Below are 12,481 nucleotides of genomic sequence, written 5' to 3'. Positions count from 1 at the left end.
CCCTTCTTCATCCCGGGTGTACCCCTACCGGTTCGGGCTCAACCTCGGCCTTCGGAGCCAGCCATACGGCGATCACCGTCGTCACGGGAACGGCCAGAACCAGCCCGATCGCACCGACGAGCGTTCGTACGATCTCCTGGCCGAGCTGCTCCGTCGTCGCCATCTCGGCGAGTCCGCGCTGGTATGCCGTGATCAGCAAAAGGACGGTCATCGCCGATCCTGCGTACGCGAACACGAGTGTGTAGACGCTCGAGGCGATGTGGTCGCGGCCGATCCGCATGGCCGAAGCGAAGATCGACGCTCCGCGAGCCATGGGCTGGAGTGCCCGCAGCTCCCACACTGCACTCGCCTGCGTGACGGTCACGTCGTTGAGGACACCGAGCCCGGCGATCACCATGGCGGCGGCGACGATGCCTGACAGGTTCAGGTCAGGGGCCGTGGCGATGAGCATCTGGTCATCCTCCGAGCCGACGCCGGTGAGGTGTGTCCATCCGGTCGCGAGCACACCCATACCGGCCGTCATGGCGATGCCGAACAGAGTGCCGAACAAGGCGGACGTCGTACGGATCGAGACCCCGTGTGCAAGATAGAGGACAGCGATCATGATCGCCGTGGACCCGACCACCGCGACGACAATGGGTGACTCGCCGGCGAGGAATGCCGGAAGCATGAACTTCGTCAGCGCGAACAGCGTGACGGCGATGCCGACCAGTGCGAAGAGACCCCGCCATCGAGCGATCGCGATGACGAGCACGGCGAAGATCACGGCCAGAGCCGTCAACGGAAAGCCGCGCTGGAAGTCGATGAACTCGTATGACGTCGGCTGGCCCTCGAGCGCGAAGCGAAGGAGCTTGACCTTGTCGCCGTCCTCGATACCTGCCGTGTAGCGCGTCGCGTCGAGGACGAAGGTCGCATCATCCTCGCCCTTGACGTCGACGCCGACCTGGGCGCACGAGCCCAGGACTTCACGGGTGTTGTCGGGACCTTCGCCACCGCTGTTGCAGTCGAACGGCTCGACACTGGTGACGGTTGCGGTCAACGTGCTCACGCCCTCACCGCTGTACGGGTTGGCGCCCTTCGGGACGTCGTCGGAATCCGGCCACAGCACCACCATGGCCGCGACGGCGCCGGCGGCGATGGCCAGGACGACGATGGTCAGCACAGCTGCAAGTCCTCGTCGAGGTGGACCGTAGTCAGGGGCTGAGGAGTGCGAGTGCGAATGTGCCACGATGAAAGCGTGCCACGAGACTCCGAGGAACCAGAGCACCTCCCCGGTGCGGTCGGCGGTGCGACGCGCGTTGGGCGCACCGTTCGTCGGCCGACCGGGCCATGGACTCCTGCCGTCCACGAGCTCCTGACGTACCTCTACGACAACGGTCTGCGCGGCATTCCCGAGCTCCAGGGTCTCGACGACGACGGTCGCGAGATCCTCGAGTACGTCCAGGGTCGGGGTGTGCCGGTCGACCAGGAGGTAGTCCTTGACAGTGTTCTCGTCGAAGCGGTCACCTGGCTGCGCGACTTTCACGATCTCGTAGACGGCTTCCGTCCAGCTGGCGCCCGCATCTGGCGTTCTGCGGGTGAGGTGGAGCTCGGTGCTGACGAGATCATCTGCCACCACGACCCGGGTGCTTACAACTGGATCATCCAGAGCGGGCACTTCGTCGCGATGATCGACTGGGACATGGCCGGGCCGGGACAGCCGATCGACGATCTTGCGTTCCTGGCATGGACCGCCATCCCGCTCTACCGCGAGATCCCGATCGACGATGTCGCCCGCCGGCTAGATCTTCTCGTCGACGCATACGGCGAGTGGGGGCCAATGACCGTGCTCGACGCCGTCGTACGGCGTATGTCGACTGCGGCCGACCGCATCGAGGCGGGGCAGGCACGCGGCGACGAAGGCTTCCTGAACCTCGCGCAGGTCGGCGAGCCGCAACGTACGCGTGACCGCGTTGCGGCATTCCGCGAACGCATTCCCGAGATCGAGGCTGCGCTGTGACGCGACCGCCGCTCGCTGAAGAGCTCGACCTCGAGCCACACCCCGAAGGTGGTTGGTATCGCCAGACCTGGGTCTCTCCTGTCGAGGTCACCTTGCCGGACGGCCGGGTGCGCCCCACCGCGACGCTGATCTATTTCCTGCTTCCGGCCGGCGAGTCCTCCGCTTGGCACCGAGTCTCGTCCGACGAGATCTGGCTCGCGCACGAGGGAGCCGTCGTGATCGAGCTGGGTGGCTTTGACGCCGAGCCGGGGCGAGGCGAGGCGTACGTGGTGGGTCTTGACCTCGACGCCGGTGAGCTGCCACAGCTGCTGGTGCCAGCCGGTGCGTGGCAGCGCACCCGCCCTGCCGAACATGACGCTCTGGTCAGCTGCCTGGTGTCGCCGGGCTTCGACTTCGAGGACTTCGAGCTTGCCCCAGAATGACCCGGTTCGCGCCTAGTGTGACCGAATGGACTCCGCGCTCACCACAATTGGCCTGCCGATTGCCCTCGGCATCATCATGTTCGGACTCGGCCTGTCGCTGACCGTTGATGACTTCCGGCGGGTACGCCAGCACCCGAAGGCGGTCATCGTTGCGCTGGCGTGCCAGCTGATCCTGCTTCCGGCGATCTGCTTCGGACTCGTGTTGCTCCTGGACCTGCCCCCGCTGCTCGGCATCGGCATGATGCTGCTCGCTGCCTCTCCGGGTGGCACCACGGCCAACCTGTTCAGCCACCTGTTCCGCGGCGATGTCGCGCTCAACGTGACGCTGACCGCGGTCAACTCGATCATTGCGATCTTCACCCTTCCAATCGTGACCAACCTTGCGATCACCTACTTCGACCGAGAGGACGACGTCAATCTGCCATTCAGCAAGGTTGTCGAGGTGTTCGTCATCGTGCTCGCGCCGGTGGTGCTTGGCATGCTCGTACGTTCCCGCAAGCCGGAGTTTGCGGAGCGCATGGAGAAGCCCGTACGCATCGGCTCGGCAGTGATCCTCGCGGTACTCGTCATCGGCATCCTGCTTGACCAGAAGGACAACCTCGGCGACTACCTCGCCGACGCTGGCATTGCGACCGCACTCTTCTGCGCCATCAGCCTGGTGGTGGGCTACTACGTGCCCAAGGCGTTCGGCATCATCGAGAAGCGGGCGATCGCCTCGTCGATGGAGATCGGCGTGCACAACGGCACGCTCGCCATCTTCATCGCTGTCGAAGTGCTCGACAGCACGGAGATCTCGATCCCGGCAGCTGTCTACTCGATCATCATGTTCGCGTTTGCGGCCGTCTGGGGATCGTTCGTGTCGCGCAAGGTCAGCTCCCGAGCCACTGCCTAGTCAGGTCGTTGGCGAACATGCCGGCTGGATCTGACCTTTCAACGAGCGCGCGGAACTGATCGAGCTTCGGGTACGCGGCGCGGAGCCGTTCCGGGGTCGTCTCGAAGAGCTTGCCCCAGTGCGGTCGGGCAGCGAACGGCGCCAGCGCGTCGTCGAGCGTTGGTAGGAAAGCCGTCACTCCGGGTATGTCCTGACGCCAGGTGAAGTGCAGCGCGACGCAGTCGACATCATGGCTCGGGCTGAGCCACAGGTCGTCGGCGGCGATCGTACGGATCTCCGAGACCAGCAGCAGCGGCTGCACCTGCGCGGCCAGAGCGCGTACGGCATCGATCGCGTCGAGCGCGTGAGTGCGTGGCACCAGGTACTCGGTCTGCAGCTCCTCGCCGTTGCTCGGCGTGAACTCGAGCCGGAAGTGCGGGAGCCGGTCCCACCACGGTCCGGGCTGTCCGAGCTGTTGTGTCGTGAACTCGCCCGAGAGTCCAGGCAGGGGATGCACGTTGGCAGCTGCGGGAGTCGCGTCGAACAGGTCGGCTCGCACGTCGCCGCGCGACTTCAGCCATGCGGTGCTCGCTCCGTCACCCCAGTCGGTGAACATGCTGACGCTGTAGGCGCTCGAGGTGATCTCGTCGAAGTGTTCGTGGATTGCAGGCCACGAGAGGTTCTCGAAGACGTGCTGGCTCACCTCGTACGTCTGCTCGATGTCGAGCGTCACTTGCGTGACCACGCCGAGAAGGCCGAGCGATACGACCATCCCGTCGAAGTCGGGATCGCCGCGTTTGACTTCGATCAGCTCTCCGCCGGCGGTCACCATCTGCAGTCCGGAGACCGCGGTGGCAAGACTTCCGTTGCCGTCACCTGACCCGTGCGTGCCGGTGGCGACGGCGCCGGCGATCGAGATGTGGGGGAGCGAAGCGAGGTTGTGCAATGCCCACCCGGCATCGTTCAGCCGTCCAACCATCTCTCCGTACCGCACCCCGGCCCCGACGGTGACGGTCGAGCCGTCGATACGGAATCTGTCGGGCAGCTTCTCGACGGAGACCTGGACCGCGTCGGTGTCTGCGATTCGGTTGAACGAGTGCCGGCTGCCGAGCGGTCGGATGCGGGGAGTCGTGGCGACGATCTCCTGCAGCTCCTCCACAGAGCTCGGCGTGAGCAGCATGACGGCTTCGTACGCGATGTTCCCTGCCCAGTTCCGAGTCATGTCACCAGTGTCCACGTCATACGATCCATTCATGAGCGCGATCTACTTCGACACCGACGAAGATGCCGTCGAGCTGATCGGTGCGTTGCAGGCGGAGGGCTATACGACGACGCTGACTCGTGAGGCATTCGCCGGCGAGGAGGACTGGGATGACCGCGCGTGGGTGCTGCTCGTCGAACCGTTCGATGACCGCGTGGTCGAGATGGTTGACGTCTACGGCGGCTGGATGCCGGGCGACGAGCAACTGCCCGACGAGCCCAGCGAACTCCCCGGGGAGCCCAAGCGCCGGAAAGGCTAGACGTCCAGTGCGGTCTTCAGGAAGTCGACCTGCAGGAGCTTGAGGTTCTCGGCGACGACTTCCTGCGGTGTCATGTGGGTGACACCCGAGAGTGGCAGCACGGTGTGCGGTCGACCGGCCGCCAACAGCGCCGACGACAGCTGCAGCGTGTGTGCCGCAACGACGTTGTCATCCGCGAGCCCGTGAATGATCATCAGTGGACGCTCGAGCGCGGGTGCCAATGGGATCAGCGAGTTGCGGTCGTAGACGTCGGGCTGCGTGTTGGGGTCGCCGAGGTAGCGCTCGGTGTAGCACGTGTCGTAGAGGCGCCACTCGGTCACGGGCGCGCCAGCGACAGCGGCGTGGAACACGTCGGGACGGCGGAGCACGGCAAGTGCAGAGAGATAGCCGCCATACGACCAACCGGTGATCCCGACGCGCGAGGTGTCGACATCGTCCGGGTAGGCCTCGGCGACAGCAGCGAGCGCATCGACTTGGTCGTCGAGAGTCACCCCGGCGAAGTCGTCCTGCACAGCTCGTTCAAAGTCGTGACCGCGACCGGGCGTTCCGCGGCCGTCCGCGACGACGACGCAGAAGCCCTGATCAGCGAGCCACTGCGCCTCGAGGAAGGCGCGCGCTGAAGCGACTACGCGCTGAGCGTGCGGGCCGCCGTACGGGTCCATCAGCACCGGCAGCTTGTGTGACCCGGCTTTGTGGTCGCGGGGGAACAGCACCGCCGTACGCAGCTCGTGCTTGCCTGCCAGCAGCAGGCGCACCTCGGGATGGTGCGGGGGAGTCTCGCTGACGACCGTGATCGGAGCGGGTTCGGCGCCTTCGCGATGCACCATGACGGTCGTGCCGACGGCCTCAAGCGCAGCGCGGGTGATGACGGTCGTCGGCCCGCCGATCACCGCGCCGTGGACAGCGGCACCTTCGGTGATCGGGGTGACGGCTCCGTCGAAGCCGAACCGTACGACGTGAACTTCGACAGACTCTTGCGAAGCCGACGCCACGACGCAGTCCTCGAACACCTCGACGATGCCGCGTACTTGCCACCCATCGGGCGTGATGGGAGAGCCGTCGACGAGAACGCGTCGCCAGCCGTCGAGGTCCTCGACGCTGACGAGGGCGCCGTCGGGAGCGAATCGTGGCGCTGCCGAGAGCTCGACCCAGGCCGGATCGGCCAGCTCACGCAGCACGCTCGTGCGACCCGTGGCCACGTCGACCGACAAGATCTGGGACGACTTCTGGTCGCGGCTGAGCACCTGGATGACCGGATCACCGTCGGCCGTCCAGCTGACCCGCCCGAGGTACTCGTACGCGGCGCGGTCCCACTCGACCTGCGTGCGGTTGCCCTCGAGGTCGACGTGCCAGAGCGTGACATCGGAGTTGGGGGTTCCGGCGGCGGGGTATCGGCGAGCAACAGGCTCACGTTCGGGGTGCTCAGGGTCGGCGATGTGCCAGGTCTGCACGTTGGCGTCATCGAAGCGCTCGACGAGCAAGGACTGTCCGTCGGGGGCCCACCAGAAGCCGCGGAAGCGATCCATCTCCTCAGCGGCGATGAACTCGGCCTGGCCCCAGACCTCGGTGTCCGACTCCGGCGTGACCAGCGCACGTTCGTCCTGGCCATTGACGCCGATGACTCTCAGGGCGCCGCCCGACGCGTATGCGATGAGTCGGCCCGTCGGGTCGAGACGAGGATCGATCACGGCACCGACGCTCGGCAGCGAGTGGACAGCCTTGGCGCCGAGATGCACGGCCCACAGCTGTCCCGAAAGAGTGAAGCAAGCCCAGCGACCTGTCTTGTCGACGTCGTAGCCGACCAGACCGCCAGAACCTTCCCGGCTGCGTTCGCGCCGAGACCGCTCCTCGGGTGACAGCTCCTCGCCGTCCTCGCCGAGCAGGGCAATGGGGTCGACCAGGAGCGCTTCGGTGGAGCTCGCGACGTCGTACTCCCACAGCTGGCCCAGAGCGGTCACGCCATCTGGTGTGCGGATGAACCGGACCGTCGCACCATCGGGCGAGATGGTCAGGTTGCGCGGGATGCCAAGGGTGAAACGCTGCGTGCGCGCAGCCAAGCGGGGGTACGACGTTGTCATCCCCCGATCCAATCACGGGGGTGGTCAGTAGCCTTGGGGCATGCCTCTGAGTGACCGCCGCATCCTGTTCGTGCACGCGCATCCCGATGACGAGGTCATCAACAACGGTGCCACGATGGCGAAGTACGTCTCGGAGGGCGTCCAGGTCACGTTGGTCACCTGTACCGCCGGCGAGATGGGCGAGGTGCTTGTCCCCGATCTCGAGCACCTGGCGTTCGACAAGAACGGTGGACTCGGCGAGCACCGCCAAGGCGAGCTGGCCGATGCCATGAAGGCCGTCGGGGTGACGGATCACCGCTTCCTCGGCGGATTCGGCCGCTTCCACGACTCGGGCATGTCCTGGGCTGAGGACGGCTCGGCCACCGCTGCCGAGGAGACTCCGGACGGCGCGTTCTGGCATGCCGACCTGCTCGAGGCCTCGGACCTCCTCGTCGAGATCATCCGAGAGCTCAAGCCGCAGGTCCTCGTGACGTACGACCAGTTCGGCGGCTACGGCCACCCCGATCACGTCCAGGCACACCGGGTCGCGACCTACGCGATGGAGCTGTCGGCCGTACGTTCGTACAAGCCGGAGCTCGGCGAGGCTTGGGATGTGCCAAAGGCCTACTGGGTTGCGATGTCCAGGTCGCAGATGAGCGACGGCATCAAACAGGTACGCGCGGCAGGTGACGAGACGTCATTCGCCGACTGGGACCCTGACAACTTGCCCTTCGGTGCGACTGACGAAGAGCTTGACGCGGTCGTGGACGCAACCGAGTTTGTCGAAGCCAAGATGGAGGCGATGAAGGCGCACCCGACCCAGATCGCCTTGGACGGACCGTTCTTTGCGCTGTCCAACAATCTTGGCAACCAGGTGTGGGGCAAGGAGTTCTATCGCCTCGCCAAGGGCACGCTCGGACCAGTCGGCGCAGACGGGCTCGAGGAAGACCTCTTTGCCGGACTCTAAGTCATGAAACGCGCTGCCCTCGTACTGGTCGGGGCCTACCTGTGTGCCATCGCCGCCATCGTGCATCGGCACTCCTCAACCATCGCTGGAACAGAGGTTCCGTGGGGGCTGATCCTTGCGCTGGTCGTCACGGCTGCAGTCGTACTGGCGGCGAGTGAGTTGATGCGGGTCGGAGGCGCCTGGCTGGGTCTGGGGTGGGCGTCGATGCTCACCGCGCTGCAGCTCTCGCCGGGCGGAAGCTACTTGGTGGCGACCGATTGGGTCGGCCTGACGTTTGCGGCTGGATCACTCGCCCTCATAGTGTGGGGCGCGCTGCGCACTCCAAGGTACGAGCGATGACGACGGTTCTGAAGGGGGACGAATGACAGACCGCCCGGACGAGCCCGACGCGACTGAGCCCGAGGACGAGAACGTCGACAACGCCGTCGTCGAGGCTGACGAGGTTGATGCCGACATCGATGCCGCCCTGGACTCGGAGGCAGAGGACATCGCCGAACCCGAGGTCGAGGCCGACGTCGAGGTCGAGTCCGATGTCGAGCCGGATGAGCCCGTCGACGTCGTCGAGGAATCTCCTGAAGACCTTGAGGTCGAAGAGTCGAACGAATCCGATCCTGAAGATGATCTCGAGGATGAAGCCGGCGAAGACTCTGAGGACGACGATTCGGAAGAGCTCGAGTCCGAGGAAGGCCTTGAGCCAGAAGACGACGATGTCGTACCTGCAAGTGCGTTCGATCCCGATGCTGACGGGGTAGAGATCGCGGCAGCCGCCTCTGTCCACGAGGTTGGACAGGGCGATGACGACGGCGGATCCCACACCGGTCGCCGGGTTCTGCTTGGGGTCCTGGGTCTGGTCGCTGCGCTGTACGTGGCTGGCTACTTCCTGACTGGCTCCCGTATGCCTGCCAACGCGACGATCGGAGGCGTTGACGTCAGCGGCAAGTCGCCGTCAGCCGCCCGAGCCGCAGTCGATCAGGAATTGACGCCTCGCATCGCCAACGAGATCGTGCTCAGCCACGACAAGAAGGAGTTCCGCATCAAGCCCGCTGATGCCGGACTTGCCTTCAACCTCGACCGCTCGATCGAGGAAGCCGGCGGCAATCGCAGCTGGGACCCGTCCGACGTGGTCGGACTGTTCTTCGGTGATCACGAGACGGATCCGGCACTCGATGTCGACGACGCAAAGCTGCAGAGCGTGATCGGCACGATTGGTGAGTCGGTCAATGTCGAGGTCGTCGAAGCACAGATCACGTTCCCCAAGGGCAAGCCCACGCCCCGCTCGCCGAAGGCGGGACTTGTCGTCGCCCGCGATGACGCAGCCGAAGCGATCAAGGGCGCGTACCTCGTGACGGACAAGCCCGTGAAGGTCCCGACCGTCGTCGTCGAACCAGCCGTGGACGCCGAAGGTCTGGCGGACGCGATGGAGACCATCGCCGAACCGGCTGTTGCCGGGCCCGTCACCCTTGCGGTCGGCAGCAAGAAGGTCTCCCTTCCGGTCAGCGCCTATACGCCTGCCCTCGTCGTGCACATCGAGGACAACGTGCTGAAGCCGTACATCGACCCCAAGAAGCTGGCCAAGCCTCTGACCAACTCGGTGACAGGTATCGGCAAGAAGGCTGTCGATGCGACGGTTCGCATCGAGAACGGCAAACCAGTCGTGATTCCGGGCAAGGAAGGCGTCGGCCTGCAGCCCCAGGAGATGGCCGAGAAGCTCCTGCCCGTCCTCGACAAGACCGGCGACGAGCGCAAAGTCTCGATCAAAGCCAAGGTCGTCGACCCGCTGTTCACGACCAAGGACGCCAAGGCGCTCAAGATCAAGGAACGAATCGGCAGCTTCACGACGCGCTTCCCGTACGCCGAATACCGAAACATCAACCAGGGCCGTGCGGCCGCTTTGCTGAACGGCACGATCATCAAGCCGGGCGAGACGTTCAGCTTCAACAAGACCGTCGGTGAGCGGACTGTCGCGAACGGGTTCGTCTCCGGGTTCGTGATCAACGGCGGAGTCTTCCGCGAAGAGCTCGGCGGAGGTGTTTCCCAGGTCGCGACGACGATGTACAACGCAGGCTTCTTCGGCGGCATGGACGACGTCGAGCACCACCCGCACGCCTTCTACATCAATCGCTATCCCGTGGGGCGCGAGGCGACGGTCTATTACGGCAGCCTCGACCTGCGCTGGAAGAACTCCACCAAGTACGGGGTGCTGATCCGCGCCTGGGTCAACAAGAGCACCCCGGGCTCGCAGGGCGAGATGCATGTCCAGCTGTGGAGCACCAAGATCTACGACGTGAAGGCCGGTCAGTCGGCTCGGCGCAACTTCCGGGCTCCCGGCAAGCAGTACGACGACACCGATCGATGTGTCCCGCAGGATCCGATCCAGGGATTCGACATCGACATCTATCGGACGTTCTACAAGGGCGGCAAGAAGGTCAAGTCCGAGACGGACACGGCCCGCTACCAGGCGGCCGACACGGTCATCTGCGGCAAGAAGCCGCCTACGAACTAGACCGCGACGTTCAACGCGATCGAATAGCCCTCGTCGACCGAGCCGGTCGCGGTCGCCATCTGCAGCGAGTAGCCGTCGCTGAAGACCATGTCGCTGTCGAGTGACGTCTGCGCGTGGGTCGACGCACTCTGCTCGTAGCCGCTGGTCGCGTAGACCGTTTTGCACACGTCATCGGGGATGGCGATCTGTGACGTACGCAGCTTGCCGCTGGCTGAGGTGGCCTTTGCGAGACTCGGGTAGACCTCGAAGTGGATGTGCGGCCAGCGTCCCTGGTAGGCCGCGGGGAAGATGCTCTTGAACACGATCTTGCCGCTGTCGTCGGCAGCCTGCACACCTCGCAGGTAGTTCTCGTCGGCGATCTCGGAGTCGTACATGGAGTAGCGGCCCTCACGGTCGCAATGCCACGCATAGACGGCGGCGCCGGCGTACGGGGTCACGCTGCTCCCGGACATGTCGAAGATGGTCATCTCGATGTTCATCGGCACACCTTCGGCGGCAGTGCTCGACGAGCCGAAGCTCGTGCTGATGTCGCTGCGCACGATCCCGCTCTCGGTCAGCACGTTGACGCCGTTGGTTCCGTCGGCCGGGAACGGGCCGCCCGTCTCCTCGGGAACCTCAGCCGAGACCGTGCCCGAGGAGCTCGTCGGTGTCGAGGAAGTTGACGATGTCGTTGGGGTGCTCGTTGGTGAGTCGCTCCCAGCACAGGCGGCGAGCGCCGCTGCAAGACCGGCACCGCTCAGCAGGCCAAGGGCCCGGCGTCGGTTGAGCAGGGTCGGCAGGTCGTGACTCAGGCCGAGGTCGTGCTCTTCGGGGGTGTCTGCGTGGTGGTGGCTCATGTCCATAACCGTACGAACGCAGTCTGGGAGGTGCCAGTTCCCTCACTGTGAGGTTGCTGTGGAGGGCTGCAGGTAGACGTAGTCGTGGTGATCGACGAATCCGTACGGCTTGTATAGCGCCAACGCCGCCTCGTTCGTACGCATCGTCTGCAGGTACGCCTTGTCGGCGCCGTGCTCGACGGCCCATGCCAACGCGGTGTCAACGATGCGCGTGGCCAGGCCCTGGCGTCGCGCATCGGGCTCGACCTCGACGCAGGCGACGCCCGCCCACTCGCCGGTGACAGCGACCCGGCCGATGGCGACGGTCGGTGAACCGATCGAGATGAAGCCAACCTGGGCTGGACCCTCGAGGACGGCGCGAGCGGCGACGGGATCATTGACCCGTCCGTAGTGACTCAGCCACTCATCGTCGACCGTGTCAGACACCCGTGCTTCGGGATCGGCGGCGTAGGCCAGGTCGAGGTCGGCGACCTGCACGACCGCGCCCCCGAAATAGCCCTCCATTCGTCCCCAACCGGCCGACGCGAATGACTGCTCGTGCACCGATCCGATGACGACCTGGGCCAACGCGGGTTGGTCACGCTCTTCGTAGAACGCTTCGACCTCAGCGACGGCATCAGCGAACGGGATCCCGGGCGAACCATGCACGGCGACCGAGTTGGCCCGGCCGGTGAACCGGCGTGAGGCGCGGAGCTCCCACTCGCCGAGGTGCACAGACTCGATCGGTGGCCAGCCGCGTGAGGTGATGCGCGTCAGCTCCTCGGCATCGATCGCCGCGGCTGATCGCCGTCGCAGAGGCCGGTCCGGCACCGTCTTCCACGTGACGATGTCCGACAGCGCGACAACCGACGTACGGCCATCGCGCCGTTGCACCGTCACGGACTCCTGATCGACCTCGAGAACCCGTCCGACGACGTCGTTGAGAGCGGGTCCGCCGGACGGTCCTACGCCGCCAGCGAGGTGTCGTACGACGACGCGCTGGCCGACTGTCGGAGCGTCTGGGGTCACGCCCTCAGCGTTTCATGTCCACGTACGGACCTGCTGCGCGGATATCTTGGCGGCCACGGGATAATGAACGGGAACCTTCTAAGGAGAGCACCTCGTGACCTACGTAATCGCCCAGCCATGTGTGGACCTCAAGGACCTCGCATGCGTGGACGAATGTCCGGTGGACTGCATCTACGAGGGCAACCGCATGCTCTACATCCACCCCGACGAATGCGTCGACTGCGGTGCGTGTGAGCCGGTGTGCCCCGTCGAGGCCATCTTCTACGAGGACGACACCCCGGCGGAGTGGAAGGACTAC

The 12,481-nt window shown here is 65.3% G+C and carries 13 protein-coding genes; 8 read left to right on the top strand and 5 right to left on the bottom strand.

Features of this window, described 5'->3' with window-relative positions:
* Nucleotides 1–7 precede the first annotated feature (7 nt).
* On the bottom strand, nt 8–1,228 hold the full coding sequence (locus tag V6M39_RS16950) for a YibE/F family protein (RefSeq protein WP_332644994.1): 1,221 nt from the start codon (nt 1,226–1,228) through the stop codon (nt 8–10).
* A gap of 9 nt (nt 1,229–1,237) precedes the next feature.
* Between V6M39_RS16950 and V6M39_RS16945 the strand changes: the two genes are divergently transcribed.
* Genes V6M39_RS16945 through V6M39_RS16935 form a run of 3 tightly spaced genes read left to right on the top strand, consistent with a single transcriptional unit; the run spans nt 1,238 to nt 3,313 of the window.
* Nucleotides 1,238–1,999 (top strand): phosphotransferase, encoded by a 762-nt coding sequence (locus tag V6M39_RS16945; protein ID WP_332644993.1) that lies wholly within the window; start codon nt 1,238–1,240, stop codon nt 1,997–1,999.
* Nucleotides 1,996–2,421: a cupin domain-containing protein gene (locus V6M39_RS16940; protein WP_332644992.1), complete on the top strand. Its 426-nt coding sequence runs from the start codon at nt 1,996–1,998 to the stop codon at nt 2,419–2,421. Before V6M39_RS16945 ends, V6M39_RS16940 begins: the two co-directional genes overlap by 4 nt.
* Before the next feature lie 25 nt (nt 2,422–2,446).
* Nucleotides 2,447–3,313 (top strand): bile acid:sodium symporter family protein, encoded by an 867-nt coding sequence (locus tag V6M39_RS16935; protein WP_332644991.1) that lies wholly within the window; start codon nt 2,447–2,449, stop codon nt 3,311–3,313.
* Here the strand turns inward: V6M39_RS16935 and V6M39_RS16930 are convergent.
* Entirely contained in the window at nt 3,291–4,514 is a 1,224-nt protein-coding gene (locus V6M39_RS16930) for a D-arabinono-1,4-lactone oxidase (protein ID WP_332644990.1), read from the bottom strand. The genes V6M39_RS16935 and V6M39_RS16930 overlap by 23 nt on opposite strands.
* A gap of 31 nt (nt 4,515–4,545) precedes the next feature.
* On the opposite strand from V6M39_RS16930, the gene V6M39_RS16925 reads away from it, so the two are divergent.
* The gene (locus V6M39_RS16925) at nt 4,546–4,812 is read left to right on the top strand and encodes a hypothetical protein (RefSeq protein ID WP_332644989.1); all 267 of its coding nucleotides are present in this window, start codon (nt 4,546–4,548) and stop codon (nt 4,810–4,812) included.
* Here the strand turns inward: V6M39_RS16925 and V6M39_RS16920 are convergent.
* Nucleotides 4,809–6,890, bottom strand: coding sequence for a S9 family peptidase (locus tag V6M39_RS16920; protein ID WP_332644988.1), 2,082 nt, complete (start codon nt 6,888–6,890; stop codon nt 4,809–4,811). The two genes, V6M39_RS16925 and V6M39_RS16920, sit on opposite strands and share 4 nt — an antisense overlap.
* A gap of 40 nt (nt 6,891–6,930) precedes the next feature.
* Between V6M39_RS16920 and mshB the strand changes: the two genes are divergently transcribed.
* From mshB to V6M39_RS16905, 3 genes are read left to right on the top strand one after another with little or no spacing between them, the layout of a single operon-like run.
* A complete protein-coding gene (gene mshB, locus V6M39_RS16915; protein WP_332644987.1) occupies nt 6,931–7,836 on the top strand; it encodes an N-acetyl-1-D-myo-inositol-2-amino-2-deoxy-alpha-D-glucopyranoside deacetylase in 906 nt (301 codons plus the stop codon).
* Nucleotides 7,837–7,839: 3 nt separating this feature from the next.
* On the top strand, nt 7,840–8,175 hold the full coding sequence (locus V6M39_RS16910; protein ID WP_332644986.1) for a hypothetical protein: 336 nt from the start codon (nt 7,840–7,842) through the stop codon (nt 8,173–8,175).
* A gap of 22 nt (nt 8,176–8,197) precedes the next feature.
* Entirely contained in the window at nt 8,198–10,339 is a 2,142-nt protein-coding gene (locus tag V6M39_RS16905) for a VanW family protein (protein ID WP_332644985.1), read from the top strand.
* On the opposite strand, the gene V6M39_RS16900 is transcribed toward V6M39_RS16905, so the two are convergent.
* Both V6M39_RS16900 and V6M39_RS16895 read right to left on the bottom strand, forming a co-directional pair.
* Nucleotides 10,336–11,175 (bottom strand): dioxygenase family protein, encoded by an 840-nt coding sequence (locus V6M39_RS16900; RefSeq protein ID WP_332644984.1) that lies wholly within the window; start codon nt 11,173–11,175, stop codon nt 10,336–10,338. The two genes, V6M39_RS16905 and V6M39_RS16900, sit on opposite strands and share 4 nt — an antisense overlap.
* Before the next feature lie 42 nt (nt 11,176–11,217).
* A complete protein-coding gene (locus V6M39_RS16895; RefSeq protein ID WP_332644983.1) occupies nt 11,218–12,183 on the bottom strand; it encodes a GNAT family N-acetyltransferase in 966 nt (321 codons plus the stop codon).
* 94 nt (nt 12,184–12,277) lie between these two features.
* On the opposite strand from V6M39_RS16895, the gene fdxA reads away from it, so the two are divergent.
* A partial coding sequence (gene fdxA, locus V6M39_RS16890) for a ferredoxin (protein ID WP_332644982.1) occupies nt 12,278–12,481 on the top strand: 204 nt, incomplete at its 3' end.

It is taken from the genome of Aeromicrobium sp., assembly GCF_036675695.1.
Classification (GTDB): Bacteria; Actinomycetota; Actinomycetes; order Propionibacteriales; family Nocardioidaceae; genus Aeromicrobium.
The sequence above is the reverse complement of the archived record's forward strand: the minus strand, read 5'-3'. Positions and strand labels throughout refer to the sequence as shown.